This is a genomic window from Hymenobacter sp. 15J16-1T3B (assembly GCF_020711235.1).
Taxonomy (GTDB): Bacteria; Bacteroidota; Bacteroidia; order Cytophagales; family Hymenobacteraceae; genus Solirubrum.
Map to the genome: position 1 here is coordinate 85,764 of NZ_JAJFAV010000012.1, position 26,098 is coordinate 111,861.

Sequence of the window (26,098 nt, forward strand, 5' to 3'; positions counted from 1 at the left end):
GCTAAGTTGCGACGGTTTATTCCCATTCTACTCCCATGAAATCCACGTTTCAACACCGCTTAGGCCTCCTTCTGTTAGTGACCGGCAGCCTCGCTGCCACCCCGGCCCTGGCCCAGCAGACGCCCGCCGGCTCCCAGCCCGCTAATTACAACAAGACCAACATTACCCCCGGCGAATTTCAGGCCTACAACACCTTCGACTACCGCTACGAGGGCCTAGTGGGCACCCCCTACCTGCAAAAGGGCTGGACCCAGGCCAAGGTCACCCTGGCCGACAAGCGGCAACTGACGGGCGCCCCGGCCCGCTACGACGTGTACCGCCGGGTGCTGGTGGTGCAGCCCTACGCCAACAAAAAGGATTCCGTGTGGCTCGACGCCAGCCGCATGCACGAATTCACGCTGTTGTCTCCGTTGCCGGGCCAGCCCGAGCGGCATTTCGTGCCCTTCGCCGAAGCCCCCGAGGCCGAAAAGCGCACGGCGTTTGTGGAAGAGCTGTACCGCGGCCCCAGCGGCTACGCCCTGCTGAAGCTGCCGCGCAAAGTAATGGTGAAGGCCAATTATCAGGGCGCCTACGCCGCCGACCGCCGCTTCGACGAGCTGGTGGACCGTACCGAATACTACCTGCGCCGCCCCGACGGCTCGGCGGTGGAAGTGAAGCTCACCCAAAAATCCATTGCCGGCGCCGCGCCGGCCCTCACCGCGCTTGGGCAGAGCAAGCGCAACGTCAAAACCGAGCAGGACGCCGTGGAGCTGCTGCGCTCAGCCGATGCAGCGAAGTAAAGTCTTTGAGTGTCTAAATGCGACGGCCGCCCCCGGTTTCGGGGGCGGCCGTCGTGCTATTGGGTGTAGACGGCTTCGAGCCGCAGCAGGGGCGCAGTGTCGGCCGGGGGCCCGGGGTAGAGGCGCAGCGTGTCGCCGCTGATGCGAAAATAGGTGGCTTGGCCGAGCGCGGCGACGTAGCGGGTTTCGACGTCGAGGACGGGGCAGGCCATGCGGGTGGTGAGCAGCTTGCCGAAGCGCACCTGCTCGGGCGTGGGTTGTTCGTAGGTGCCGGAAAAGCGGTTGCAGCCGGCGTTGCCCTGCACCCGGCCTTCGTCAGTGCGCAGCAGCAAGTCGATTTCGCGGCTGTCGGCGGGCAGGCGCACGGGCTCGTTGCCGAGCTGCCGCAGCACCCAACGGGTGTTGCGCAAAGGGGCGGGCGGCGTGGCGGGGGTGGTGCTGAGGCGGGCCGGGCCGGCCGTTTGGCAAGCGGTGAGCAGGAGCCCGAGGCCCAGCAGGCGCAGGTAAGCAGCAATCATAGCGGCAGGAGTAGAAAAAGGCGCGTGAATGGGCCTTTCTTAACGCGGCCGGGCCGGTGGAGTTGGGAGCAGCTAGGCAAAGGCCTGTGATTGTTGGGCTTAATTGCCGGAACGAAGCCGACGCGGTGCGTTTCCGCTAAAAAAACGCGCCCCGGCGGCCCTGCGCAGAGCAAGGCCACCGGGGCGCGGAAAAGCGGGCTGAAGCCGTTAGTAGTTGCTCGCAGCCACCGGCGCGGGGCGCGCAGTTCGGGTGCGGCCGGCCGGGGCCTGCAGGCGCTCCAGCTGCTGCAGCTGGGCGCTTTGGGCGTTGTAGCGGGCCACCAGCTGGTCGTAGGCCTGCAGCAGGGTTTGCAGCTGCGTTTTCAGCTCCGTCACCTCGGTTGCTTGGGCGTAGCGCGGGTCCATGGGCTCCGGGTCGCCGAGGCCGGTGACGGTGGCCGACGGGCGCTCCTCCAGCGTTTGGGCGTGGGCAGAGGCGTAACCGAGCAGCAGCAACGCGAAAAGAAGCAGGAAACGAACGAGCGTGGCGGGCATGTTGGGTTGTATGAAGCGTGGTTTGGATGTGACAAAACTAGGTTGTCTGCATTCCGCCCACAATCACACGAAGATGTGAGCCACGCAACCTGCCGCCCGTGCGGCCCTACTTAGTGCGGCAGGCGCACGCTCAGGCCGCCGCTGAGCACCGTGCCGCGCTGGCCCGTAACGGACCGGCCGGCGCTGACGTCGAGGCGCAGGCCGGGCAGCGGACGCCAGTTCAGGCCCAGGGTGCCGCCGTGAGTAAAGCTCTGCCGGCCAAAGCCGTAGGCCTCGGTGAAGAAGCCGAATTTGCCCGTCAGCGGCCCGTTTAGCGCCAACGTGTAGAGAAACTGTCCCTGCTTGGTGTCGGCGGCCCGGAAGCCGCTCTGACTAAAGCCCAGGTTGGTTTCGACGCCGAAGCGCTGCCCGATCTGCTGCGACACCAGCGCGCGGGCCGAGGCCAGGGGCTTGGCCAGGTGCATGGTTTGGTCGCCGGTTTTGGGCAGGGTCAACTCGGTCAGGAACACCACCTGCGAGCGGGCGTCCTGGTGGGTCGAAGCCAGCCACTTGGCGCCTACCGTAAGCGGGGCCAAACCGAAGGCCGGGCGGCTGACGTCGGCGCCGAGCAGCGGCGGCCCGGCGTGCAAATAGCCCTGCGTAAGGCGCAACTCCATGTGATTGAAGAACCCCACGCGCAGCAGGCCCGACGAGAGCGTGCGGGCCGAGCCCGTGGCCGGCAACTGCCGCTGGGTGCCTAGCTCCACCTGAAACTGGCCGGGGCGCAGCATGCTGGTGGTGACGGTCTGGCCCGGCCGATCCGGGCGAATGTTGCGCACGAAGGGCGCGTCTTCGTTGTAGGTCGGATCGGTGGCGGGGGACTGGGCCAAGGTGCGGCCGGTGGCAGCCGCAACGAGGGCGCCGGTCAGCAGGATGGTCTTGCGCATGCCCTATCGACACGCGGAAACAGGCTTGTCGTTCATTAATTGTCTGCCGGAGAGAATTAACTTTAAAATCAAGGCAAGAAGATGGTTTTAAATTGTTCTTTTCGAAGAATATAGCAAAAAACGTAACCTTTGCCGGGTGGCCCTGCTGGTCTTCGTCAACCACCAATTCCTCACCTTCACGCCATGAAACACGCTTACCTGACCCTGCTACTGACGAGCCTCGCGCCGCTGGCCTACGCCCAAACCCCCGCTCTGGCCCCGGCCGACACCGTCTCGCCGTGGAAAACCAAATTCAAAGGCTCCGTCAACGTGAGCGAAGCCCTGCTCTCGGACAACTGGAAGGGCGGGGGCGTGAGCTTTCTGGGCCTGAACGCGCTACTCAATACCCAAGCCAACTACCGCCGCGACAAGCACAGCTGGGACAACCAGGCCGATCTGCTGTTTGCTTTTGCCCAGAACAAGGGCCAGGGCTACCGCAAAAACCTCGACCGCCTGTTCCTCGACACCAAGTACGGCTACAGCATCAGCGGCGACTGGGATATGTTTCTCTCGTTGAACCTGCTCTCGCAGTTTGCCCGCGGCTACGAGTACGGCAAGGACGCCAACGGCAACGAGCAGGCCCGGCTGGTGTCGTCGTGGTTTGCGCCGGCTTTCCTGACGGCGGCTTACGGTTTCGAATACCACCCCACCACCTACTTCAAGGTACGGCTGGCCCCGTTTTCGCCGCGTTTCACCTTCGTCAACCGGCCGGAGCGTTTCCTCGCGAGCGTGGGCGCCGAGCCTTACGGGGTGCGGCCCCCGCGCGAGGTGCGCCGCGAATGGCTGGCGGCGCAGGTGTTGTCGGAGTTCGACAAGGACATTATGCAGAACGTGAACCTGAAGGCCCGCTACTTGCTCTTCGCCAACTACCAGGAACTGCGCTGGCGCACCATCGACCACCGCCTGGAGCTGGCCGTGACGGCCAAAGTCAACCGCTACATCAACGTGGCCCTGACCGGCATTGCCCTTTACGACCGCGACCAGGACGCGCACGTGCAAGCCAGCCAAGCCCTGTCGCTGGGCTTTCTGTACACCTTCCAGAACTACGTGGACAAGAAGCAGCCGTAGCGGCCGAGACGCCTTGGCCGCTACGGCAAAGCTCCGTCAGACTTAGTCCATCGAGTGCGTTTCCGTCTTGGTGGCGAAGCGGCGCAGGATGAACTCGGCGTCGTCGGCAAGGCCGGTGCGCAGGCGCTGCACGGCGGTGTCTTGCCAGTGGCGAAGCTGTTCGGGGTCCTGGCGACGGTTGCGCAGGCGGTCGGGGTGCGCGTCGAGCCAGTGCTGGACGAAGGTGCGGGCCTGCTGGTCGGTCATGGGGTCCATAAGGGTAGGAGTTGGAGTTGCCGATACCCATAAGATACACCCACTGAGCGCCGATGCGGCTGCGCGCCGGGCTGATTTTTGTCAGCGTTTGGCGCCGGGCGTTACAGCTCACGGCCCGTCACAACTGCAGTTGTGACGGGCCGTGGGGTAGGGGACATTCCGCCCGGGGTTAGCGGCGGGGCTGATTGTCGAGGTCCGGCGTGTCAGACCAGCGGCGGCCGCGGTCGGCTTGCCCCCGGCCCCGGTCACGGTCTTCGTCGTCGCGGCGGCGGAAGGCGCTGTTGCGGCTGTTCGGGTCGTAGAGCGAGCTGCTGTAGTCGTCGCCGTAGCCGTAATCGGAACGGGCACCGTCGCGGTTGCTGCCGTCGTAGCGGGAGCGGCGCTCGTCCTGGCCTTGGTCGCGGCGGCCGTCGTAGTGGCCCGCGTCGTCGCGGCGCTCGGGGCGGCGGGTGTAGTCGTCGCGGTAGTCTTGGGAGGAGCGGTTGGCGCCGCGGTCGAAGTCGCCGCGTGCAGGCAGGTTGCGGGCGTCGTCGTACCCCCGGCGGCGCGAGTCGTCGCGGTCGTCGGAGCGGCGGTCTTGGAGGTAGCCCGAAGTTCCTTCGGGGCGGTAGCCGCGGCTGTGCTGGTCGCGGGTCTGGCGGCGGTTGTCGTCGTTGTCGTAGCCGCGGGCGTAGTCGGCCCCCCCGGTTTCCATGCGGCCGGGGCCGTAGCCGCGGCCGCGGTCGGAGCCGGCGTAGTCGCCGTAGGTGCGGAAGCCGCGGCGGCGGTCGTCGTCCTCCTGGTGGCGGCGGCGGTCATCGGCTTCGTTGCGCTGGGGCTGCTCGTCGCGGCGCTGGAAGCGGCCGTATTCGTCGCGAGGCTCGTCGCGCCAGTTCTCGTTCGAGCGGCGCGAATCGTAGTTGTCGCCGAAGCGGTCCTGGCCGCGGCGGTCGTCGTGGTGGGGGTGCTGGCTGCGGCGGTCGTCGAAGTCGTCGGAGCGGCGGATGTGGTGCTGGGCCATGGGAGCGGGTAGGGTTGGTTGAGCCTTAGTTTACCCGCTCCGCGGGCTGCGGGTTGCCTTTTGGCGCCCCCTGCCCTCGTGGCCGGAGAAGCCCGGTGCCAGTGTTACCGGTGCTGCGCGCCACCCCCAAGCTCTATTCTACCTGCCAAGGGCTAAGCGGCGCACCCGCCCATGTGCAACCATGCGCCGCGACTACGCCGCTAGGTGCACTTCGACTGGCAATTCGCCGCCTCATTCCTGCGCAAAGGGCGCATTACCCCAGGCCGGGGCGCCCCGCATTTTGCCGGCTGGCGGCGCATCGTCCTGGCTCCAGCACCAGGCGCGGGGGGAAGAGCCCGGGCGGGAGCCGGTGCCCAGCGCGGCCGGTTGACAGCAACAAAAAGCCCCCGGCACGGGGCCGGGGGCTTTTTGTTGGCACTTGAATACCACAGACGGCAGTCCGTGCTTAAGCCGTGGCGAGCTGCAGCGGGGCGGGCGCGGCCGGTTCGTCCTGGTGCAGGGAAGCGTAGGCCCAGCGGAATACCAGCGGGAAAATCAGCAGCGTGAGCACCGTGGCCGACACCAAGCCGCCGATAACCACGATGGCCAGCGGCTTCTGCGTTTCGGAGCCGATGCCGGTGCTCAGCGCGGCCGGGAACAGTCCGATCATGGCCATCAGGGCGGTCATCACCACCGGGCGCACCCGCGAGGCCACGCCCTGGCGCAAGGACTCGTCGAGGGAGAGCTTCTTGCGCAGGTTCTGCTTGAACACGGAGATGAGAATGACCCCGTTCTGGATGCAGATACCGAACAAGGCGATGAAGCCGATGCCCGCCGAAATCGAGAAGTTGGTGTGCGTGACGTGCAGGGCTGCAATGCCGCCGATGAGGGCGAAGGGCACGTTCACCAGCACCAGCCCGGCGTCCTTGGCGTTGCCGAAGGTGATAAAGAGCAGAATGAAGATGATGACCAGCGACACCGGCACCACCTGGGTGAGGCGGTGGGTGGCGCGCACCTGGTTTTCAAACTCCCCGGCCCAGGCAATGCTGTAGCCCTTGGGCAGGTGAATCTGCTTGTCGACTTTCTTCTGCGCCTCGGCAATGGTGGAGCCCATGTCCCGGTCGCGGATGCTGAACTTGACGGCAATGAAGCGCTGCCCGTTGTCGTGGTACACGAAGGCTGGGCCGGTGATGGTGCGCACATCGGCAATTTCCTTCAGGGCCACCTTGCCGCCGCCGATGGTGGGCACGCGCAGCTCCCGGATCTGCTCCTCGGTGCTGCGGTACTGCTCGGGGTAGCGGATGCGCACGTCGAACTTCCGCTCGCCCTCGAAGAGCTGGGTGGCCGCCTTGCCGCCGATGGCCATTTCCACCACCGTTTGCGCGTCGGCGGTGCGCACCCCGTACACGGCCATGCGGCCCTCGTCGAGCAGCACGCTCATTTCGGGCTGGCCCAGGTTGCGCATGATGCCCAGGTCCTTCACCCCGCGCACCGTCTTGAGGATGGCCGCCACCGAGTCGGCTTTGTCGTCGATGGTCTGCAGGTCGTTGCCGAAGATTTTCACGGCCAGCGAGGCGTTGATGCCGGCCACGGCCTCGGCCACGTTGTCGATGATGGGCTGGGAGTAGTTGTAGATGACGCCCGGGTACTGGCGCAGCTTGTGGTCCATCTCGTCGATGAGCTGCTCCTTGCTAATCTTGCGCGTCCATTCCTCCTTGGGCTTCAGGTTCACCTGGCACTGCACGTAGTACATCCCGCTGGGGTCGGTGCCGTCGTTGGAGCGGCCGGTCTGGCTCAGCACGCCGTTGACTTCGGGAAAGGAGCCCAGAATTTTCCGGAATTCGGCCACTTTCTTGGTCGTCTCGGTCAAGGACGAGGACATGGGCAGCTTGGCTTCCACCCACAGCGCGCCCTCGTTCAGCTCGGGCAAAAACTCCGAGCCCAGAAACTTAAACGAGTACAGCGCCCCGGCCATGATGGCAAAGCTCACCAGCAGGCTCACGCGGCGGTGGGCCGAGGTGAAAGCGAAGCCGCGCGTGACGATGCGGTCGAAGAAGTTGACGATGGGGTTGTTCTTCTCTCGCACGTTCTTGTTGAGCAGGATGCTGGCCATGACCGGCACAAACGTCAGCGTCAGAATCAGCGCGCCGAGCAGGGCGAAGCCCAGCGTCCAGGCCAGCGGTGAGAACATCTTGCCCTCGACTTTCTCGAAGGCGAAAATGGGCAGCAGGCAGGTCAGGATGATGAGCTTGGAAAAGAAGATGGCCTTGCCCAGCTCCTTGCCGGTTTTCTTGATCAGGCCCAGCTTGGCCAGCTTGTTGTAGGTCGGCATGCCCACCTGGTGGGCCTTGTGGTCGAGCACTACGAACAGGCCCTCCACCATCACCACTGCCCCGTCGATGATGATGCCGAAGTCGATGGCGCCCATCGACAAGAGGTTCGCCGACATGCCCTTCAGGCGCAGGCAGATAAAGGCGAAGAGTAGGGACAGCGGAATGATAATGCTCACGATGAGCGTGGTGCGCCAGTCGGCCATGAACAGGAACACGATGAGCGTCACGAGCAGAATACCCTCCACCAGGTTGTGAATGACCGTGTGGGTGCAGAATTCCATGAGCCGGTCCCGGTCGTAGAAGGTTACCAGCTTCACGTCGGCGGGCAGCACCTTGGTGTTCAGCTCCTCGATTTTGGCCTTGACGCGCCCGAGCACCTCGGCCGGGTTTTCGCCCTTGCGCATGATGACAATGCCCTCCACCACGTCGTCGTTGCCGTCGAGGCCGGCCTGGCCCACGCGCGGGGCGTGACTTTCGGCCACCTGGGCCACGTTGCGCACCAAAATGGGCGTGTTGTGGATGTCGGCCACGATGATGTTGCCGATGTCCTCGGGCTTGTTCAAGAGGCCGATGCCGCGCACCACGTAGGCCTGCCCGTTCTTTTCAATCACGTCGCCGCCCACGTTGAGGTTGCTTTTCTGCACGGCCTCGTACACGTCGGTCGGGGTGAGGTTGTACTTCTGCAGCTGGGCCGGGTCCACGCTGATTTCGTAGATTTTCTTCGTGCCGCCGAAGGCCGCAATGTCGGCCACGCCCGGCACCGACTTCAGCGCCCGCTCCACCGTCCAGTCCTGGATGGCCAGCAAATCGTTGGTCGAGCGCCCGGCCTTGCTCTGCACCGTATAGCGGAAGATTTCGCCGGTGGGGCCGTAGGGCGGCTGCACGTGGTTTTCGCAGCCCTCGGGGAAGTTCACGCCGGCCAGCAGGTTGTTCACCTGCTGCCGGGCGAAGAAGTCCTCTACGTCATCGTCGAAGTTGATTTTGATAACCGACAGCCCGAACATGCTGATAGAGCGCATGTTCGATTTCTTCTGCACCGAGTTCATGGCCACCTCGATGGGCACCGACACGAAGCGCTCCACTTCCTGCGCCGAGCGGCCCGGCCACTGGCTCACGATGATGATCTGGGTGTTGGTGACGTCCGGAAACGCCTCAATGGGCGTGTGCAGGTAGCTGAAGATGCCGCCGACCACCAGCAGGGCCGTGAGGAAGAACACGAAAAAGCGGTTCTTCAGCGAGAAGGATATGATGCCCTGAATGAATTTATTCATCGGGATGCGCCGGGCGGGCCGGCCGGTAAAAGGTTGGTGAGGGGTGAGGCAAGCAGGCAAAGGGCGAAACGCCGCGCAGCCGCCGGCCCAGCGGGGCGGCGGTAGCGGCCGGGGCGCAGAGGCCCGGGGCAGGGTTGGGCGGTAAGAATCAGCTGGCCATGACGCGAGTAGGCTGGGAGCGGACTGAGAAAAGCGGGTTTGGTAGAAAACCCGCCGTGAAACACGACGGGCTTTTCTCTCACCAAACCTTGAAGGGAAGTCGGGAAAAGGATTCGGCGGGACCGGCCGCGGCCAGGGCCGCGGGCTGTTCCTGCCGCCCGCGCCGCTCGGGCCGGTACGCCGCGCGGAACAGGTGGCGCAGGTGCGCCAGGTTGGCCACCACCAGCACCGTGGTGGCGTAGCCGATGAGCATTTCGCTGGTCACGTACAGCTGCCCGAGCAGGGTGGTGGGGTACACCTCGTTGCTGCCGGCGGTGGTGAAGGTGCCCGCGCTCAGGTAGAAAAAGGTGAGCAGCTGGCCCAGCGGGTCCCGCTCGCCGAAGGGCAGCCGGAACGCCCCCGGGTAGATGCGGTGCAGGCAGTAGTAATCGAGGGCGTAGGAGGTGATGATGAGCAGCACCGTCAGGGCAATGAAGGTGGTCAGGTGCCGCAGGTGCTCGGCCGAGTCCACCGTGCGCCGAATCCAGCCGAGCACGGCCCGGGCGCAGTACCACAGCTTGCCGGCCGTGACGAGCAGCAGCAGCCCCGCCACCAGCGCCGGCCGGGCCAGCATGTACCAGTCGACCACGAAAAGCGCCGCGCCCAGCCCGATGAGGCCGGCAAAGAGCAGCAGCGCGTGCAGCACGGAAGCGGGGAGGCGAAGCATGGCGGAGGTGGTGAAAGTGGTGGTGGGGGTGCCGGAGGGGCGGGTGGTTAGTGCACGAGCACGGCTTTGGTGTCGGGGTGCAGCTCCGCGTCGGTGTGCGGGCCGTACTTGCTGTGCTCGGCGCGGTAAGCGCGCTCGAAAATCAAGGGGAAGATGAACAGCGTCAGCAGGGTGCCGGTGATGAGGCCGCCGATGACCACGATGGCCAGGGGCTTGGAGGTTTCGGAGCCGATACCGGTGCTGATGGCGGCCGGCATCAGGCCGATGGTGGCCATCAGGGCGGTCATCACCACCGGGCGCACGCGGCTGGTCACGCCCTCGTAGATGCTCTTGTCCAGGCTCATCTTGCGCAGCATGTTCTGCTTGAACACCGAGATGAGAATCACCCCGTTCTGAATGCAGATGCCGAACAGCGCGATAAAGCCGATACCCGCCGAGATGCTGAAGTTGGTGTGCGTGAGCAGGAGGGAGGCAATGCCGCCGATGATGGCAAACGGCACGTTCAGCAGCACCAGGCCGGCGTCCTTGAGGTTGCCGAAGAGAATGAAGAGGATGAAGAAGATCAGCCCGAGCGAGATGGGCACCACCTGGGTGAGGCGCTGGGTAGCGCGGCGCTGGTTTTCAAAGTCGCCGGTCCACTTCATGGTGTAGCCCTTGGGCAGGTGCACCGCCGCGTCCACTTTCTTCTGGGCCTCTTCGATGGTGGAGCCCATGTCGCGGCCGCGGATGCTGAACTTCACGGCGGCAAAGCGCTTGTTGTCGTCGCGGTAGATGAGCGAAGGGCCGTTGACCGGGCCGATGGTGGCTATTTCTGAAATCGGGATGGTCTTGCCCGCCTGCGTGGGCACCATCAGCTGGCTGATTTCGGCCGGCGTCGAGCGGTACTGCGGCTCGTAGCGGACGCGGATGGGGAATTTCCGCTCACCCTCGTAGAGCTGGGTGGCCTGCTTACCGCCCACAGCCATTTCCAGCACTGCGTTGGCGTCGGCCTTGTCCACGCCGTAGCTGGCCATCTTGTTCTCGTCCAGCTCCACGTGCAGCTCCGGCTGGCCGATGTTGCGCAGGGCGCCCAGGTCGTCGATGCCCTTGATATTCTTAAGGATGGCGTAGACCTCGCGGCCCTTTTCCTCCATCAGCTTGAGGTCGGTACCGTAGATTTTGACGGCAATGGAGCCTTTCACGCCCGAGGCGGCTTCCTCCACGTTGTCCATGATGGGCTGCGAGAAGTTGAAATCCACGCCGGGGAAGCGGCCGAGTTTGGCTTTCATGTGGTCGATGAGCTGGGCGCGGTAGGCGGCCGACTTCATCTTGTTCTGCACGTCCTTGGTGTGCTTGATCTGCACCAGGAACTCGTTGTTGTAGAAGCCCGTCGGGTCGGTGCCGTCGTTGGGGCGGCCGGTCTGGCTCACCACGTCCGACACCTCGGGGAAGGAGAGGAACACCCGGCGCATCTCGTTGCAGAGCTTGTTGGACTCGTCCAGCCCGATGCTCAGGGGCAGCTGGGCTCGCACGTAAATCGAGCCTTCGTTCAGTTCCGGCAGGAATTCCGAGCCCAGAAACTTGAAGGCGCCGAGGCCGCCGGCCACCACCAGGGCGGCAATGAGCAGGCTGATGTTTTTGCGGGCGTAGGTGAAGCGGAAGAAGCGCTGGGCCCCGCGGTTGATGGCGCGCACGAAGAAGTTGTCCTTCTCCTTCACGTCCTTCTTCAGCAGGATGCTCGTGAGCACCGGCACCAGCGTCAGGGTGAAAATCAGCGCGCCGAGCAGGGCGAAGCCGAGCGTCCAGGCCAGCGGGCTGAACATCTTGCCCTCCACTTTCTCGAAGGAGAAAATGGGGAGCAGGGCGGTGATGATGATGGCCTTGGAGAAGAAGATGGCCTTGCCCATGTCGCGGCCGGTTTTTTTGATCAGCCCGAGCTTGGCCAGGCTGTTGAACCGCGCCATGCCTTTCTCGTGCGCCTTGTGGTCGAGGGCCACAAAGAGCCCTTCCACCATCACCACCGCCCCGTCGATGATGATGCCGAAGTCGATGGCGCCCATCGACAAGAGGTTCGCCGACATGCCCTTCAGCCGCAGACAGATGAAGGCGAAGAGCAGGGCCAGCGGGATAATCACCGACACGATGACGGTGGTGCGCCAGTCGGCCATGAAGAGGAACACGATAACCGTGACGAGCACGATGCCTTCGAGCAGGTTGTGAATCACCGTCTCGGTGCTGAAGTCGATGAGCTGCTGCCGGTCGTAGAAGGTCTTGATCTGCACGTCCCGGGGCAGAATCTTCTCGTTCAGCTCCTGCACCTTGTCCTGCAGGCGGGCAATGACTTCCGAGGGGTTTTCGCCCTTGCGCATCACCACGATGCCCTCCACCTTGTCGTCTTCGAGCCCGCGGCCCACTTTACCGAGGCGCGGCAGCGCCGATTCCTGCACCGACGCCACGTTCTTGATCAGAATCGGGGCGCCGTTCACGTTCTTGATGACCGTGTTGTTGATGTCGCCGATGTTGTTCAGCAGCCCGATGCCGCGCACCACGAAGTTCTGCTGGCCCTCGTTGATGACGTCGCCGCCCACGTTGATGTTGCTGCGCTGCACGGCGTTGTACACGTCGAGCGGGGTGATGCCGAAGGTCTGCAGCTTGGTCGGGTCCACGCTGATTTCGTAGTCCTTCACCTCGCCGCCGAAGCTGTTCACGTCGGCCACGCCGGGCACGGCCTTCAGGTTGCGCTCAATCACCCAGTCCTGGATAGTTTTCAGCTCGCGCACCGTCTTATCCTTGCTCTCGATGGTGTAGCGGTAGATTTCGCCGGTGGGGCCGTAGGGCGGCTGCACCTCCGGGTCGATGCCGTCGGGCAAATCCACATCGGCCAGCAGGTTATTCACCTGCTGCCGGGCGAAAAAGTCCTCCACGCCGTCGTCGAAAATCACCTTCACCACCGACAGGCCGAAGAGCGAGGTGCTGCGCACCGAAGTCTTCTTCTGCACCGGGTTCAGCGCAATTTCGATGGGCGCCGTCACGAACTTCTCAATCTCCTCGGCCGAGCGGCCCGGCCACTGGGTGATGATGGTAATTTCGGTGTTGGTGACGTCCGGAAACGCTTCGATGGGCGTGTTGCGGTAGCTCACCACCCCGGCCACGATGGCCACCGCCGTCATCAGGAAGACGAAGCCGCGGTTTTTTAGCGAGAAGGCAATGATGCCTTGGATGAACTTGTTCATGGTTGCTTGCGAAGAAGCGGGTGGTCAGGAGCTGGGGAGGCTGTAGCAGCAGGTCGAAAGCCGTTCGGCAACGGCAAGGGAATGGCCGTCGGCGTACTTTGCGCCGACCTCGGGGGCCTCGTGGGGCTGGCTCCTGACGGAGGCTAGTCGTTCAGCTCGTCGTAGACGAGCAGCTGGTTTTTGGCGATGATGACGTCACCGTCCTTAAGGCCGGAGGCCACGTAGCTCACGTCGCCCACGGTCTTGTCGAGTTTCACCTCGCGGGTGTCCACGTGCTTCCGGTCGCGGTAGACCATCACGTAGTTGCGGTCCTTGTCGAAGATGACGGCCTCGGAGGGCACGGCCAGCATCTTGGTGGCCTCGGTGTTGAGCACGTTGATGCGGGCGTACATTTCGGGCTTGAGCAGGTAGCCGGGGTTGGCGAGGCGCACGCGCACCTTCATCACCTTCGCGTCGGGGTCGAGCACGTTGAACACCTTGTCGATGCGGCCCTCAAAGTGCTTGTCGGGGTAGGCCAGCGTCGTCACGTCGGCCTGGTAGCCCTCCTTCACTTTCGCAATGTCCGACTCGAACACGTTGGCCATAATCCACACGTCGTCGAGGTTCGACACGGTGAAGAGGTTCTGCACGTTGTCGGCGTTGAACTGCATGTGGTCGGTCACGTTCTTCTCCGTGATAAAGCCCGAAATCGGGGCCCGCAGCGTGTAGGTGCCGTCGGCCGACACGCCGTACACGCTCAGCTGCTTGCGCGACTTGCCCACGTTGCTCTGGGCTTTCTGCAGCTCCTTGCGGGCCAGCACCACGTCGCGCTCCGAGGCCAAGCCCGACTGAAACTGGTCTTCGGCCACCGCCAGGTTCTTGCGGGCAATGTCGAGGTCGGTGCCGGCCGTGGCGCTCTGGTTTTGCAGGTCGGCAATTTCGCCCGAGCGGATGACGGCCAGCACTTGGCCCTTCTCCACATGGTCGCCCAGCTCCACGTTGAGCTGCTCCACCACGCCGCCCACCAGCGGAAACACCTGCACGGTTTTGTCGCCGTTGGTGGCAATCTGGCCCGAGAGGGTCAGCTCGTTGCGCACCGGCTCGGCGTGCACCGTGTCGAGCTTGATTTCCTTCATCATTGTGTCGGAGAGCATGAAGGGCTGGGTTTCTTCGGCGGCCGGGTTGGCGTCGGAATCGGTGCAGCTGCTCAGCAGGCCCGCGGCGGCAATCGGAAAGAGCAGGGCGGTGAGGGAGCGGGAAACGCGAAGCATGGCGGTAGGCGGTGAGGTGCGCCGCGGCGGGGCGCGGGCGGGTGAAAGACTTAGTTGGCGGGCGTCAGCACCGGGCGGCCGACGGCGTAGTTGAGCTGCTCGTAGGCGCGGATGCGGTTGTTGCTCCGCTCGTTGCGCTGCAGCAGGTTTTCCTTGTAGCTCTCGTAGAAGTCGAGGAATTCCACGATGGTGATGTTGCGCTGGGCGTAGCTGCGCTCGATGCCGTCGATGAGCTTGTCGAAGTCGGCGGTGTTGCGGTCGGTGTTGGCCGACAGCTGCTCGGCCTGCTGGGCCAGCGCGTAGGCCTGGTACACCTCCTGGCGCACCTGCAGCTGCTGCTGCGAGAGTTGGGCCTGGCTGCCCTCCATCTGCGCCCGGGCCGTGCGGATGTTGCCCTGGTTGCGGTTGAAGACGGGCACGGCAATGCCCAGCGTCACCGCGTTGTAGTTCTGGATGTAGTTGCCGGCGCGGTCGTACACGTAGCCCACGGCCAGGTCAGGAGCGGCCAGGGCGTGTTGCAGGCGCAGGTTGGCCTGCTGCTGCTGCACCTGGGCCATGCGGGCTTTCACGTCGGCGCGCACGTTCTGGGCCGAGTCGGCCAGGGCGGTTTCGCCCGGGGCCTGGCTGAGCGAAAGGGCCCGAATGGCGGCCAGCGACACCTGCGGCACCAGGTACGAGGGAGTTTCGTCGCGCAGCAGCACGTGCAGGTCGGCCTGGTCCTGGGCCATGTCGCGCAGCAGGGTCTGCCGCTCGGTTTCCAGGTCAAACAGGAAGGCCTTGAGGCGCACCACGTCCTTCAGGGCGATGTTGCCCTTCTGCAGCTGCTGCTCGTAAAGGCCGATGGTGCGGCGGAATTCGCTGATCTGCCGGTCGTACACGCTCAGGGAGCGTTGCTTGAAGTACAGGTCGTAGAAGGTGGTGCGCAGCTGGTAGCGCAGGGTGCGCAGCAGATCCTGCAGGTTATACTGCTCCACCAGGGTGTTTTGCTGGGCCACCGCGGCCGCGGCTTTGCGGCGGCCGGCAATGGCGAACAGTTGCTGCACCTGCACGGCCGTGTTGCCGGTGCGCGTCACGTCCAGCGTCTTGCGCGTAAACTGGTTGTAGGCGTTCTGCTCGACGCTGATGGTGGGGTTGTCCCACAAACGAGCCTGCAGAATCTGGGCCTCGGCGGCCGAGACGTTGAAGCGCTGGGCCAGCAGGGCGAAGTTGTTGTCGACGAACTGCTGCTCGGCCTGCGGCAGGGCGAGGCGGACGGTATCGGTAGCGGCAGCCTGGACGGGCGCTTCGGCGCGGGCGGCCGCGGCCGTCAGCAGCAGGCCGGCGGCCAGGGAAAGTAAGCGAAAGGGGGCGCGGAACATTGTCGTCTGGTGAGTTGACAATGCAAGTGTACCGCGGGGGTATTAGGCGAATATTAGAGGTGCATTAGAAACAGATTAGAATCGTAATATTTTCTGAAAAATGCCATTTGCAGGTGTTTAAGGCGTTTTTTGTTAGTGAATATTTTTGATAAATGTGGTCATGAGTAGCTCCAGCTGGCGGGGCGGGGCTCTGTTAAGATATTCAGCCGGCGCAATTTTTGCCGCGTCACGCCGCATTCATTGTTCGTTCTTTTTACGTCGACTTTATGGCTCTTTCTACTCCTCGTTTCTTGGCGCTTGGTTTCTTGGTAGGTCTTGTGTCTACCCGAGCCGCGCAGGCCCAGCAGGCACCGCGCTACGTGTTTCCCAACACGCCCCAGGGCAAGGTGCTGGCCCTACCGGGCGGCCAAATACTGCTCGCCAGCAACGTCACCGGCAGCCGGGCCCTGCGGCTGCACTGGCTCAACGCCCAGGGCGACACCGTGCGCAGCCGCCGCATTACGTTGCCCGGCACGGCCGGCATCGGGCTGCGCAGCGTCGCGCCCAACCCGCACACGGGCACCGCGCTGATCGAATGCGGCGGGCGGACCGTGCTGCTCTCGGCGCAGGGCGACACGCTCTGGACGCGCCGGCTCAACGTTCCCGCGTTAGCCACTGGCACCCCCGACGGCGGCTTTGTGGCTTTGGGCGAAGGCTACGCCCCCGGCGCGAGTCAGTTCGGCCCTTACTGGGTTAAAATAGCCGCGACCGGGCAGCAAGTCGGCCAAACCTATTTGCCGCTGCCGGCCGGTATCAATTACCGGTATCCCGTGGGCGTAGTGCCGGCCGCCAGCGGTAGCTGGCTGGTGGTGCAGGAAGATCTGGCCACCAGTCCGTACGCCGCCTACCGTGCCATTCAGGTCAGCGACGCCGGCGTGATGGGCGCGCAGCTCGTGCTGCCGGTGAGCGGGTACGGGCTGGGTTCCATCGCCGCCCTGCCCAACCCCGCCGACGGTTACCTGGCCCTGATCGGCAGCCGGGTGCAGCGGTTTTCGCCGTCGTGGGTCGCGCAGTGGCCCGCGCCGGCCCCGGGCTACGACGGCATGCGCGTGGCGCCCGACGGCAACGCCCTGGTGTTCATGGCCGGGCCCTACGCCCGCATTCCGGAGGCGCCCTTGGGCTTTCCCATCGGCGTCGGGCAGGTGACGCCGCAGGGCCAGCAGCTCTACGCGGCCCTCATCGATGAGCAGATGGGGGCCATCGGGGTGGGGCTGGACATTGCCAAGAACACGACCGGCTCGTTGCTCGTCCACACCGCCGTCCGCCAGACCTCCGCTTCCAGCCCCACCTTGCTGGTGTACACGCTGCCCGCCGTAGCGCTGGCTGCCAACAAGGCCGCCGCGAACGAACTGGCTGTGTACCCGCAGCCCGCTACCGAAGCTGTGACCATCCGCACCGCCGGCTTGCAGGGGCAGCTGACCTTGCTCGACGGCCTCGGCCGCGTGATGCGGGAGTTGCCGCTTGCGGCTGGCCAGACCGAACAGCAGCTGCCTTTGCAGGGCCTAACCGCCGGCGTGTACGTGCTGCGCGCCACCGACAAGCACGGTCGAGCCCTGAGCACCCGCTTGAGCAAGCAGTAAAACGCTAGGCGTCGGGGTGGTCAAACACTACCTCGGCCATAGTGCCGCCCCCGTGCCGGGCCCGCAGCGCCAGCTGCCCGCCGTGCCGCCCGATGATGTTCCGGGCCAGCGGCAGCCCCACGCCGTGCCCCACGACGTGGCGCGAGTTGTCGCCGCGGAAAAAGGGCTGGAACAGCCGGGCGTAGTCCTTGTCGGCAATACCGATGCCGCGGTCGAGCACGCGCAGGCGCAGGGTGTGCGGGGCTTCGTAATCGAGGCGCAGCTCCACGGGCTGCTCGGCGGGGGAGTACTTTAGGGCGTTTTCCACCAGGTTGCTCAGCGCCCGCAGCAGCAGGGCCCGGCTGCCGCGCACTACCAGCCGCTCGGCGTCGTCGGGCAGCGCGCCGAGCTGCACCTGCACGCGGCGGCGCTGCTCGGTGGGCAGGCCGTTGCGCACTTCCCACACCAGCTCGTCGAGGCGGATTTCCTCGGTCTTGGGCAGGTCCACCGAGTCGGTTTGGGCTAGCTCCAGCAGGTTGTTCACCAGCAGACGAAACTGCAGCAGCTCGGCCAGCACCGAGCCCAGGGCCTCGCGGTAGGCGGGGGCGTCCCGTTCGCGGGCCATCAGCACCTGCAGCTCCCCGATGGTGGACGTGAGCGGGGTGCGCAGCTCATGCGAGGCGTTGCGTACGAAGGTGCCCTGGCTTTCGAAAGAGTCTTCCAGGCGCTCCAGCATGCGGTTGAAGGTGCGGGCCAAGCGCGAAATTTCGTCGGGTTCCTCGGTTTTGCCCTCGTCGAGGCGCAGGTGCAGGTCGCGGGCCGTGATGCGGTCCACCTGGTCGTTGATGTCGGCAATGGGCCGCAGGGCCCGGCCCGCAAACAGCCGCCCGGCCACGTAAATCAGCACGAGGCTGCCCACGAACACGGCCACCATGATGCCGGCCAGGTAGCGCAGCCGGGCCTTGCCGAAGCTGTTTTCGGCCGCCGCCACGATGACGTAGTCGCCCTGGTTGTCGTGGTAAAACACGCCCACGGCCTGCCGCGGCCCGATGTCAAAGAACACCTCCCGCTCGCTCACGATGCGGGCCAGCAGGTGCTCCGAAAGCTGAATCCGCTCGTCTTCTTCCAGAAAGCGGGGCTGCAGCTGGCTGTTGTACACCTGCAGCACTTCGTTGGGCAGGGTTTGCAGGTAGCGGCGCTCAAACTCGCGGAAGGCATTGGCGCGCATCTCGTCGCGCTCCAGAAAGATATAGCCCGTCACCTCGGCCCGGTCGCGCAGGCGGCGGTGAAACTCCTCGTGGGTGTAGCGTTCCTGCAGGATAAACGACACCGACAGCGCCGCCAGCATAATGACGGCCACCATGCCCAGAAACAGCCAGGTCAGCCGGTCGCGGATAGTCATGGGGTCAAGTGGTGAATTTGTGAACTTGTGAACTTGTGACCGGGCGTTCGTGAAGCGGGCAGAGTAGCCGCATTCACAAATTCACCACTTCACAAGTTCACCTTTCTTCTTCCCGCATCACGTAGCCCATGCCCACCACGGTGTGGATGAGCTTGCTGGGGAAGGGCTTGTCGACTTTGTTGCGCAGGTAGTTCACGTACACGTCGATGACGTTGGAGCCCGCGTCGAAGGAGTCTTCCCAGCTGTGCTCGGCAATTTCGGCCCGGCTGAGCACCCGGCCCTTGTTGCGCAGCAGCAGCTCCAGCAGGGCAAATTCGCGGGCGGTGAGCTTGAGCGGCTGCCCGGCGCGGGTGACGGTCTTGGCGGCCGTGTCCAGCGTGAGGTCGGCCAGGGCGAGGGTGGCGCCTTTCACTACGTGGCCGCGGCGGCGGGTGAGGGCGCGCACCCGGGCCAGCAGCTCCGGAAAGTCGAAGGGCTTGACGAGGTAGTCGTCGGCGCCGGCGTCGAAGCCCTCCAGCTTGTCGGCGGTGGTGCCCAGGGCCGTGAGCATAAGCACGGGCACGTCCTGGTCGCGCTGCCGGATGGCTTTGAGCACCTCGAAGCCGCTCATGCCGGGCAGAATCACGTCCAGAATAACCAAATCGAAGGAGTGGGCCAGGGCCAAGCGCGCCCCGAAGGTGCCGTCGTAGGCCACTTCCACGTCGAAATGCTCCTCCTCCAAGCCCTTGCGGATAAAGGCCGATACCTTCGGCTCGTCTTCCACCAGCAGTACTTTCATAGCTGCAAGATTACGCAACCGCGGCGCAAGGGAACCAGGCCGTAATCCAATTTGCTTGTAGATTAGCACTGTTGCCCAGCACTTACTCCTGCGCCGGGCCGGTTTTGCGGCGCATCGGCGGCTTCACCCAGGCTGCTGATTATCAGGTCCGCAGCCCGGCTTGGCTTCCGCCACCTATGCCGCAAACCACCGTCAGTCAGCGCGAGCAAGTCACCCAGCTGCTCTACGAGAAAGCCGAGGAGCTGAGCGCCGCCGCCTACCAGCACTACGCCCAGCAGGGCGGGGAGGTAGACGACGAAAGCCGCCTGCGCGCCCAGCTGCGCAGCCACCTGCAGCCCCTGGCCGACGCCGTGCTCATGAGCAGCCCGGCCCTGTTCGACTCGCACCTGCAGCAGCTGCGCCAGCGCGGCGCGGCCGCCGAAGCCCAGCTGGCCCGCCAGCTCACCGCCTTGCGCCAGACCTTGCTGCTGCGCCTGCCCATCGGCGAGTACGTGCTCATGGCGTCGCTGCTGAGCGCCGGCATTGCTCAGCTCGACGAGCCCGCGCCCGCCCCGCTGGCCGAGGAAGAACCGGCCGACGCGGCCGCCGCCTACCAAGGCATGGCGGCCGAGTACCTGCGCCGCCTGCTCGTGCCCGACCGCCCCGGGGCCTGCCGGCTCATCCTCGACGCGGCCCGCGGCGGCACCGACGTGCGCGAACTGTACCTGCAGGTGCTGCAGCCTGCCCAGCGCGAAGTGGGCCGGCGCTGGCACCGCGGCGAGGTCAACGTGGCCGAGGAGCATTTCTGCACCGCTACCACCCAGCTTATCATGGCCCAGCTGCAACCCTACCTGCACGGCACCCCGCGCAACGGCCGCCGCCTGCTGGCCGCCTGCGTGGCCGGCGACCTGCACGCGCTGGGCCTGCAAATGGTGGTCGACTTCCTGGAGCACGACGGCTGGGACGTGTATTACCTCGGCGCCAGCGCCCCGGCCGATTCCGTGCTCAAAACCGTAGCCGATTTGCAAGTCGACCTGGTGCTGACCGCCGCCTCCATGCCCCACCACGTGCCGCTGGTCACTGAGTTCATCAGTGAGCTGCGGCGCAACCCCGAAACCAACCTGACCCGCGTCCTCGTCGGCGGCCGGCCCTTCAACTACGACGCGACGCTGTGGCAGCGGGTGGGGGCCGACGCCTGGGCCCCCAGCGCCGACCAAGCCGTGCAGGCGGTGCGGCAGCTCTTCGGCGAGTCGACGGCCAGCCCGGCGTAGTGTCAGGCAAGCGCCTGCTAAAAAGGCCGGACCGCCGCGGGGCAGTCCGGCCTTTTTGTCGGGGTGGCCGAAAAATGTTAGGCGTGCCGAATAAATTTTAGTCGTCCTCGTAGTCCAGTCCGAGCACGTTATTGAGGGCGCCTTGCAGCTCGGCGGCGGCGTGCATTTGCCCGGCTTTGCGGGCTACGGTAAGGCCCGTACGCAGGATGTTTTCGGCTTCGCCGAGGTGCCCTTGTTCCTGCCGAAGCTTGCCTGCGTGGTAGTAAGTACCCACATAATCAGGGTGTTCCGCGAGGAGCTTCTGGTAGTAGAGCCAAGCCGTGTCCAGGTCGCCAGCCGAGCGGTATTCGGTGGCCAACGCGTACACGGTAAAGGCGTCGGTGGGGTCTTCCTTATAGAAGGTGAGCAGTTGCTCCAGGCGGCTCGGTGAGGTTTCCATCGGTGGGATTTTCCAGTATCTTCGGCCCGAAATTAGGGCATAGCCCGCATCTTCTGACCCTTAAGTCGACCTGATGAAGTTTCTCGTTTGCATTAGCAACGTCCCGGACACGACGACCAAAATCACGTTCACCCCGGATAATAAGGAGTTTAACAAGGCGGGCGTGCAGTTCGTCATCAACCCGTGGGATGAGTATGCACTCACTCGCGCCATTGAGTTGAAGGAAGCCCAGGGCAGCGGCACCGTGACGGTGCTCAACGTGGGCGAAGCCGATACCGAGCCTAATATCCGCAAGGCCCTGGCCATCGGGGCCGACGACGCCATCCGCGTCAACGCCGCGCCGAAGGACGCGTGGTTTGTGGCCCAGCAGATTGCCCACTACGCTAAGGAAGGCGGCTACGACGTCATCCTGATGGGCAAGGAAAGCATCGATTACAACGGCTTCCAGGTGCACGGCATGGTGGGCGAGCTGCTCGGCATTCCGACGGTGGCCCCGGCCATGAAGCTGGACATGAGCGGCAACACCGCCACGCTGGAGCGCGAAATCGAGGGCGGCAAGGAAATCGTGGAGGTGAACACCCCCTTCGTGGCCTCCTGCCAGCAGCCGATGTGCGAGCCGCGCATCCCGAACATGCGCGGCATCATGACGGCCCGCACCAAGCCGCTGAAAGTGGTGGAGCCCGTAGGCGAAGGCGCCGCTACCGCGGTGGCCGAATACGCGCTGCCGCCCAAAAAGCAAGGCGTGAAGCTCATCCCCGCCGAGCAGGCTGGCGAGCTGATCAAGTTGCTGCGCAACGAAGCCAAAGTCATCTAATCCAGAACTGAGATTGTAGAGCGTAGAACTTAACATTTCGATGTTAGTTCTTGATGGTGAATGGCTTATCCATGGCTGTTCATAGTCCTAAGCTCTAGCTTCTAACCTCTCTGAAAATGTCAGTACTCGTAGTAGTAGAATGCGATAAGGGCGAAGTGAAAAAGTCTTCGCTGGAAGTAGCGTCGTACGGCGCGCAGGTGGCCCAGGCCCTGGGCACCACGGCCACGGCCGTGGCCGTGGGCGAAGCCACCGAAGCCAACTTGGCCAAGCTCGGCGAACAGGGCATCTCGAAGGTGCTGTTCGACAACGAGCCGCGCCTAAAGGATTTCGTCAACGGCGCTTACACCAAGCTCATTGCCGCCGCCGCTGATAAGGAGCAAGCCAAAGTCATCGTGCTGGCCAACTCCAACATTGGGGCCTCGGTCGGTTCGCGCCTGGCGGTGCGCCTGAAGGCTTCCTTGGCCACCAACGTGGTGGAGCTGCCCAAAATCGACGGCGGCCAGTTCACGGTGAAGCGCGGCGCCTTCTCGGGCAAGGCCTTCGCCGACGTGGTGCTGTCGGGCGAGCGGAAAATCATTGCCGTGAAGAAAAACAGCATTGAAGCCCTGCACAACGGCGGCCAGACGGCTCAGGTGGAAAGCTTCTCGGCCCAGCTTTCGGACGCCGACTTCGCGGACGCCCCCAAGCAGGTAATCATGCAAGACCAGGCCGGCGGCATCCTGCTGCCCGAGGCCGACAAAGTGGTATCGGGTGGCCGCGGCATGAAAGGCCCGGAAAACTGGCACCTCATCGAGGACCTGGCGAAGGCGCTGGGGGCGGCTACGGCCTGCTCCAAGCCGGTGTCGGACGTGGACTGGCGCCCCCACCACGAGCACGTGGGGCAGACGGGCATTACCGTTTCGCCGAACTTGTATATTGCCTGCGGCATCTCGGGCGCCATCCAGCACCTGGCCGGCGTTAACTCGTCGAAGGTTATCGTGGTCATCAACAAGGACCCCGAGGCCCCCTTCTTCAAGGCTGCCGACTACGGCATCGTGGGCGACGTGTTTGAGGTGCTGCCCAAGCTGACCCAGGCCGTGAAAGAACTGGGCTAGCCCCGGTGACTGCGCAGAGTGCGGGCGGGAAAAAAATGCGCTAACATTTTCCTCTCGCCCGCATTCTTGCGTTAGAAGCAATTCAGTCACCCGTTCACCTTCCGCACAACTACTTCCCCCTCGTGAAGAAAATTCAGCTCGAAATTCTGGGCTTGTCCTCCAGCCAGTCGCAATCGGGGTCGTTTGCCCTGATCCTGGGCGAAAAGCACGGCAACCGCCGCTTGCCCATCATCATCGGCATGTTTGAGGCGCAGAGCATTGCCATCCAGATCGAGAAAATCAACCCCAACCGCCCGCTTACCCACGACCTGTTCAAGTCGTTTGCCGAGCAGGTGCACGTGACCATCCTCGAAGTGCTGATTTCGGACCTCAAGGAAGGCGTGTTCTACTCCAAAATCGTGTGCTCCGACGGGGCTACCACGTTTGAGCTGGACTCGCGCCCCTCCGACGCCATTGCCATCGGCCTGCGCTTCGGCGTGCCGATTTACACGGTGGAAAGCGTGATGAGCGAAGCCGGCATCATCCTCTCCGACCTCGACGAAGGTGCCGACACCGACGACGAGGACGATGACGACGAGGACGACGACACCCCGAGCACCCGCAGCGAGGTGGCCGAGCACAAGGAGCCTTCCGGGCAGGTGTCGCAGGAAGAGCTGACCAAAATGCTGGCCCAGGCGCTGGAGCGCGAAGACTACGAGAAAGCGGCCAAAATCCGCGACGAGCTCAACAAGCGCGGCGACAAGGACAAAGACAAAGAATAGCCGGCCTCAGCGGCCCGGCCACAGGGCAGCGGCCCGCGTCTCCCCGGACGCGGGCCGTTTGCGTTCAGTAGGTTGCAAGTGAACAGGCACGGCCGGGGAGGGGTGCACTGCCGGCGCCGCGGCCACGTGGTGGTGGTCGAAAAAGTCGCCCAGCCCTAGCGTGAACAGCAGCAGGCCGTAAAGCGTGTGCTCCAGCCAAACCAGGCGCAGGGAGCGGGTGCGGGCGTAGGTCTGGGCGAAAAACCAGCCACCGACAAACGTCAGGCCCACGGCAAGCCAGTTCTGGTACACGATGTGTAGTAGGGCAAACACGACGGCGCTGACCCACACGCGCAGCTGCTTGCCGGGAAACAGGCGGCGGTAGCGGCGGAAAAAGAAGGCCCGATATATCAGTTCCTGCGGGTACACCGACAGCACGGGATAGAGCACCAACAGCAGCACCCAGACCAGCGGCTGCCGACGCGGCAGTGCCAGCCACTGCTCGGGGTAGTGCCAGAGCACCAGGCCGGCCAGCAGCAACAGGCAGGGCAGCAACCGCCGCAGCAGACGGCGCAGCTGGCTGGGCTCCCGGCGCGCGTTTGGGGCCCGCCAGAAAGCCTGCTGCCCGAACTTGCGGTGCTGCCCCAGCCACCACGCCGTGCTGCCGCTCACCAGAATCAGGAGCGCGGCCAGCACGGCCGGTTGCCACCAGAAATACAGCAGGAGCGGGGCTAGCACGAACAGCGCGGCCCATTCGAGCCAGAGGTACAGGGTGCGGGCAAAGCGGGGCATACCAAGCGGCGGCGGACACAACGGCCACGCCCGGCAGGTGCCGCACGTGGCCGCAATTGAGTAGACTTGCACCTTCGCTTACGCAAGCCACTTCCCCGCGTTTATGTCTACCCCCGAAACCCACCCTGCCGCCGAGCAGGACCTGCGCTACCCCATCGGCCATTACCAGCTGCCCGAGCAGCCGCTCACGCAGGAGGAGCGCCACGGCTACATTCAGCAGCTGATGGCTCTGCCCACCGAGCTGCGCATGGCTCTCGACGGGCTCAGCGGTGAGCAGTTCGACACGCCTTACCGCCCGGGCGGCTGGACGGTGCGCCAAGTGCTGCACCACCTGCCCGATTCGCACGTGAACAGCTACACGCGCTTCCGCCTGGCCCTGACCGAAGACAACCCCACCATCCGGCCCTACGACGAGTCGGCCTGGGCCCAACTGCCCGACGTGAGCATCGTGCCGCCCGATGTGTCGCTCATCTTGCTCGATGCCCTGCACGCCCGCTGGGTGGTGCTGCTGAGTCAGCTCACCGACGAGCAGTGGCTGCGCACCTGGTACCACCCCGAGGCCCAGCAGACCATTCGTTTGGATGAGGCCCTGGTGATGTACGCCTGGCACGGCCGGCACCACACGGCCCATATCACCAGCCTGCGCAAACGCATGGGCTGGGGCAACTTCCAGCAGTAGAATATTGGGTGCGGTGGCACCGGCTGTTTATCGGAGGCTACACCCCGGCACTTCCGGCCGTCATGGCTAGGCCCAGCCGAAGTAACCTTGCCACTCGCGGCACGACGCCGCTGGCTTAAGCCAACAACGCCACCGCCCGGAACTCCAGACGCGGAGTTTCGGGCGGTGGCGTTGTTAGTCGGCGGGTATTGTGTTGGCGGTGCTCCTGGAGGAAGGATTGCTGCGCTTCGCTCGCACTAACAGTGGCTACCACCGTCGGACGGCGCAAACGCTAAATGTCCTTCGACGGCTCCTGACGGATTTCTTCGAGGCTGCCGCCTTCCATTTCGATGCGTTTGGCGGCGCGCACCAAGCTGCTGCTGAAGATAAACTCTTTCAGCTCGGGCACTTGCGCATTAAGAATTTCGTCCTTGGTGCCGTCCCAGAGCTTCTGGCCCTTGTGCAGGTACACGATATGGTCGCCGATTTCCACCACCGAGTTCATGTCGTGGGTGATGATGACGGTGGTGATGCCGTACTCGTGGGTGATTTCGTAGATCAGCTCGTCGATCTTGATGCTGGTGAGCGGGTCCAGGCCGGAGTTGGGCTCGTCGCAGAAGAGGTAAGTACAGTTCGGGGCAATGGCGCGGGCAATGCCCACGCGCTTTTTCATGCCGCCCGACAGCTCCGAGGGCATCTTGTTGCCGGCCGCTTCGAGGCCCACCCGCTTCAAGCAAAACTCCACCCGGTCGCGCCGCTCGCCCTTGCTCATGTCGGGCGTGAGCATGCGCAGCGGGAATTCCACGTTCTCGAACACGTTCATGGAATCGAACAGGGCCGAGGCCTGGAACAGCATGCCGATCTGCTTACGGATTTCCTGGCGGATTTCGATTTTGTTGTTCGTGAAGACCGTCCCGTCGAAGGTGATGGAGCCGATGTCGGGTTTGAGCAAGCCCACAATGCACTTGAGCAGCACCGATTTGCCGGTGCCCGAGCCGCCAAGCACTAGGTTGCACTTGCCCGTCTCGAAGGTGCAGGTAACGCCCTTCAGAATGGGGGCGTCGCCGAAGGATTTATGAACGTTGTGGATTTCAATCATCTGTCAAGTGGTGAAATTGCGAACTTGTGAGGTGGTGAAATCGGCAG

General features: G+C 64.3%; 23 protein-coding genes. 8 read left to right on the top strand and 15 right to left on the bottom strand.

The window, feature by feature from the left end; translation table 11 throughout:
- Nucleotides 1–35: 35 nt before the first annotated feature.
- A complete protein-coding gene (locus LJ737_RS18925; protein ID WP_227768316.1) occupies nt 36–779 on the top strand; it encodes a hypothetical protein in 744 nt (247 codons plus the stop codon).
- 56 nt (nt 780–835) lie between these two features.
- Here the strand turns inward: LJ737_RS18925 and LJ737_RS18930 are convergent, their stop codons facing one another.
- From LJ737_RS18930 to LJ737_RS18940, 3 genes are all read right to left on the bottom strand, one after another.
- Nucleotides 836–1,297, bottom strand: coding sequence for an META domain-containing protein (locus LJ737_RS18930; protein ID WP_227768317.1), 462 nt, complete (start codon nt 1,295–1,297; stop codon nt 836–838).
- 207 nt (nt 1,298–1,504) lie between these two features.
- Nucleotides 1,505–1,831 (bottom strand): hypothetical protein, encoded by a 327-nt coding sequence (locus tag LJ737_RS18935; RefSeq protein WP_227768318.1) that lies wholly within the window; start codon nt 1,829–1,831, stop codon nt 1,505–1,507.
- Nucleotides 1,832–1,941: 110 nt separating this feature from the next.
- Nucleotides 1,942–2,757 carry a transporter gene (locus LJ737_RS18940; protein WP_227768319.1) on the bottom strand — a complete coding sequence of 272 codons (816 nt, stop codon included), beginning with the start codon at nt 2,755–2,757 and terminating at the stop codon, nt 1,942–1,944.
- A gap of 183 nt (nt 2,758–2,940) precedes the next feature.
- Here LJ737_RS18940 and LJ737_RS18945 point away from each other — a divergent pair, with 183 nt between their 5' ends.
- The gene (locus tag LJ737_RS18945; RefSeq protein WP_227768320.1) at nt 2,941–3,864 is read left to right on the top strand and encodes a DUF3078 domain-containing protein; all 924 of its coding nucleotides are present in this window, start codon (nt 2,941–2,943) and stop codon (nt 3,862–3,864) included.
- Nucleotides 3,865–3,906: 42 nt separating this feature from the next.
- Here LJ737_RS18945 and LJ737_RS18950 read toward each other — a convergent pair whose 3' ends face one another.
- From LJ737_RS18950 to LJ737_RS18980, 7 genes are all read right to left on the bottom strand, one after another.
- A complete protein-coding gene (locus LJ737_RS18950; protein WP_227768321.1) occupies nt 3,907–4,119 on the bottom strand; it encodes a hypothetical protein in 213 nt (70 codons plus the stop codon).
- A gap of 169 nt (nt 4,120–4,288) precedes the next feature.
- Nucleotides 4,289–5,119: a hypothetical protein gene (locus tag LJ737_RS18955; RefSeq protein WP_227768322.1), complete on the bottom strand. Its 831-nt coding sequence runs from the start codon at nt 5,117–5,119 to the stop codon at nt 4,289–4,291.
- Between the two features lie 445 nt (nt 5,120–5,564).
- Entirely contained in the window at nt 5,565–8,702 is a 3,138-nt protein-coding gene (locus tag LJ737_RS18960) for an efflux RND transporter permease subunit (RefSeq protein WP_227768323.1), read from the bottom strand.
- Between the two features lie 238 nt (nt 8,703–8,940).
- Complete coding sequence (locus LJ737_RS18965) at nt 8,941–9,567, bottom strand: ion channel (RefSeq protein WP_227768324.1); 627 nt, start codon at nt 9,565–9,567, stop codon at nt 8,941–8,943.
- Nucleotides 9,568–9,614: 47 nt separating this feature from the next.
- Entirely contained in the window at nt 9,615–12,779 is a 3,165-nt protein-coding gene (locus LJ737_RS18970; protein ID WP_227768325.1) for an efflux RND transporter permease subunit, read from the bottom strand.
- Nucleotides 12,780–12,922: 143 nt separating this feature from the next.
- Nucleotides 12,923–14,029, bottom strand: coding sequence for an efflux RND transporter periplasmic adaptor subunit (locus LJ737_RS18975; RefSeq protein ID WP_227768326.1), 1,107 nt, complete (start codon nt 14,027–14,029; stop codon nt 12,923–12,925).
- Nucleotides 14,030–14,079: 50 nt separating this feature from the next.
- Nucleotides 14,080–15,387: a TolC family protein gene (locus LJ737_RS18980; protein WP_227768327.1), complete on the bottom strand. Its 1,308-nt coding sequence runs from the start codon at nt 15,385–15,387 to the stop codon at nt 14,080–14,082.
- A 317-nt stretch (nt 15,388–15,704) separates the two neighbouring features.
- Between LJ737_RS18980 and LJ737_RS27180 the strand changes: the two genes are divergently transcribed.
- A complete protein-coding gene (locus LJ737_RS27180) occupies nt 15,705–17,006 on the top strand; it encodes a T9SS type A sorting domain-containing protein (protein WP_227768328.1) in 1,302 nt (433 codons plus the stop codon).
- Nucleotides 17,007–17,010: 4 nt separating this feature from the next.
- On the opposite strand, the gene LJ737_RS18990 is transcribed toward LJ737_RS27180, so the two are convergent.
- Both LJ737_RS18990 and LJ737_RS18995 read right to left on the bottom strand, forming a co-directional pair.
- Nucleotides 17,011–18,387 carry a sensor histidine kinase gene (locus LJ737_RS18990; protein ID WP_227768329.1) on the bottom strand — a complete coding sequence of 459 codons (1,377 nt, stop codon included), beginning with the start codon at nt 18,385–18,387 and terminating at the stop codon, nt 17,011–17,013.
- A 97-nt stretch (nt 18,388–18,484) separates the two neighbouring features.
- A complete protein-coding gene (locus LJ737_RS18995; protein ID WP_227768330.1) occupies nt 18,485–19,165 on the bottom strand; it encodes a response regulator transcription factor in 681 nt (226 codons plus the stop codon).
- 176 nt (nt 19,166–19,341) lie between these two features.
- Between LJ737_RS18995 and LJ737_RS19000 the strand changes: the two genes are divergently transcribed.
- Nucleotides 19,342–20,415, top strand: a complete 1,074-nt coding sequence (locus tag LJ737_RS19000) for a cobalamin B12-binding domain-containing protein (protein WP_227768331.1) — start codon at nt 19,342–19,344, stop codon at nt 20,413–20,415.
- A 97-nt stretch (nt 20,416–20,512) separates the two neighbouring features.
- Here LJ737_RS19000 and LJ737_RS19005 read toward each other — a convergent pair whose 3' ends face one another.
- Nucleotides 20,513–20,854 carry a tetratricopeptide repeat protein gene (locus LJ737_RS19005; RefSeq protein ID WP_227768332.1) on the bottom strand — a complete coding sequence of 114 codons (342 nt, stop codon included), beginning with the start codon at nt 20,852–20,854 and terminating at the stop codon, nt 20,513–20,515.
- A gap of 73 nt (nt 20,855–20,927) precedes the next feature.
- Between LJ737_RS19005 and LJ737_RS19010 the strand changes: the two genes are divergently transcribed.
- The 3 genes from LJ737_RS19010 to LJ737_RS19020 all read left to right on the top strand — a co-directional run bounded on the left by LJ737_RS19010 (nt 20,928) and on the right by LJ737_RS19020 (nt 23,523).
- A complete protein-coding gene (locus tag LJ737_RS19010) occupies nt 20,928–21,668 on the top strand; it encodes an electron transfer flavoprotein subunit beta/FixA family protein (RefSeq protein ID WP_227768333.1) in 741 nt (246 codons plus the stop codon).
- 116 nt (nt 21,669–21,784) lie between these two features.
- Entirely contained in the window at nt 21,785–22,762 is a 978-nt protein-coding gene (locus LJ737_RS19015) for an electron transfer flavoprotein subunit alpha/FixB family protein (RefSeq protein ID WP_227768334.1), read from the top strand.
- 122 nt (nt 22,763–22,884) lie between these two features.
- A complete protein-coding gene (locus LJ737_RS19020) occupies nt 22,885–23,523 on the top strand; it encodes a bifunctional nuclease domain-containing protein (RefSeq protein ID WP_227768335.1) in 639 nt (212 codons plus the stop codon).
- A gap of 6 nt (nt 23,524–23,529) precedes the next feature.
- Here the strand turns inward: LJ737_RS19020 and LJ737_RS19025 are convergent, their stop codons facing one another.
- Nucleotides 23,530–24,294, bottom strand: a complete 765-nt coding sequence (locus tag LJ737_RS19025; protein ID WP_227768336.1) for a CPBP family intramembrane glutamic endopeptidase — start codon at nt 24,292–24,294, stop codon at nt 23,530–23,532.
- Nucleotides 24,295–24,397: 103 nt separating this feature from the next.
- Between LJ737_RS19025 and LJ737_RS19030 the strand changes: the two genes are divergently transcribed.
- The gene (locus LJ737_RS19030) at nt 24,398–24,973 is read left to right on the top strand and encodes a YfiT family bacillithiol transferase (RefSeq protein WP_227768337.1); all 576 of its coding nucleotides are present in this window, start codon (nt 24,398–24,400) and stop codon (nt 24,971–24,973) included.
- Between the two features lie 271 nt (nt 24,974–25,244).
- Here LJ737_RS19030 and LJ737_RS19035 read toward each other — a convergent pair whose 3' ends face one another.
- A complete protein-coding gene (locus tag LJ737_RS19035; protein WP_227768338.1) occupies nt 25,245–26,051 on the bottom strand; it encodes an ABC transporter ATP-binding protein in 807 nt (268 codons plus the stop codon).
- Nucleotides 26,052–26,098: the final 47 nt, after the last annotated feature.

Coding starts and splice junctions, on each gene's coding strand:
- LJ737_RS18925 (WP_227768316.1), top strand. CDS start 36: ATGAAATCCACGTTTCAACACCGCTTAGGCCTCCTTCTGTTAGTGACC.
- LJ737_RS18930 (WP_227768317.1), bottom strand. CDS start 1,297: ATGATTGCTGCTTACCTGCGCCTGCTGGGCCTCGGGCTCCTGCTCACC.
- LJ737_RS18935 (WP_227768318.1), bottom strand. CDS start 1,831: ATGCCCGCCACGCTCGTTCGTTTCCTGCTTCTTTTCGCGTTGCTGCTG.
- LJ737_RS18940 (WP_227768319.1), bottom strand. CDS start 2,757: ATGCGCAAGACCATCCTGCTGACCGGCGCCCTCGTTGCGGCTGCCACC.
- LJ737_RS18945 (WP_227768320.1), top strand. CDS start 2,941: ATGAAACACGCTTACCTGACCCTGCTACTGACGAGCCTCGCGCCGCTG.
- LJ737_RS18950 (WP_227768321.1), bottom strand. CDS start 4,119: ATGGACCCCATGACCGACCAGCAGGCCCGCACCTTCGTCCAGCACTGG.
- LJ737_RS18955 (WP_227768322.1), bottom strand. CDS start 5,119: ATGGCCCAGCACCACATCCGCCGCTCCGACGACTTCGACGACCGCCGC.
- LJ737_RS18960 (WP_227768323.1), bottom strand. CDS start 8,702: ATGAATAAATTCATTCAGGGCATCATATCCTTCTCGCTGAAGAACCGC.
- LJ737_RS18965 (WP_227768324.1), bottom strand. CDS start 9,567: ATGCTTCGCCTCCCCGCTTCCGTGCTGCACGCGCTGCTGCTCTTTGCC.
- LJ737_RS18970 (WP_227768325.1), bottom strand. CDS start 12,779: ATGAACAAGTTCATCCAAGGCATCATTGCCTTCTCGCTAAAAAACCGC.
- LJ737_RS18975 (WP_227768326.1), bottom strand. CDS start 14,029: ATGCTTCGCGTTTCCCGCTCCCTCACCGCCCTGCTCTTTCCGATTGCC.
- LJ737_RS18980 (WP_227768327.1), bottom strand. CDS start 15,387: ATGTTCCGCGCCCCCTTTCGCTTACTTTCCCTGGCCGCCGGCCTGCTG.
- LJ737_RS18990 (WP_227768329.1), bottom strand. CDS start 18,387: ATGACTATCCGCGACCGGCTGACCTGGCTGTTTCTGGGCATGGTGGCC.
- LJ737_RS18995 (WP_227768330.1), bottom strand. CDS start 19,165: ATGAAAGTACTGCTGGTGGAAGACGAGCCGAAGGTATCGGCCTTTATC.
- LJ737_RS19000 (WP_227768331.1), top strand. CDS start 19,342: ATGCCGCAAACCACCGTCAGTCAGCGCGAGCAAGTCACCCAGCTGCTC.
- LJ737_RS19005 (WP_227768332.1), bottom strand. CDS start 20,854: ATGGAAACCTCACCGAGCCGCCTGGAGCAACTGCTCACCTTCTATAAG.
- LJ737_RS19010 (WP_227768333.1), top strand. CDS start 20,928: ATGAAGTTTCTCGTTTGCATTAGCAACGTCCCGGACACGACGACCAAA.
- LJ737_RS19015 (WP_227768334.1), top strand. CDS start 21,785: ATGTCAGTACTCGTAGTAGTAGAATGCGATAAGGGCGAAGTGAAAAAG.
- LJ737_RS19025 (WP_227768336.1), bottom strand. CDS start 24,294: ATGCCCCGCTTTGCCCGCACCCTGTACCTCTGGCTCGAATGGGCCGCG.
- LJ737_RS19030 (WP_227768337.1), top strand. CDS start 24,398: ATGTCTACCCCCGAAACCCACCCTGCCGCCGAGCAGGACCTGCGCTAC.
- LJ737_RS19035 (WP_227768338.1), bottom strand. CDS start 26,051: ATGATTGAAATCCACAACGTTCATAAATCCTTCGGCGACGCCCCCATT.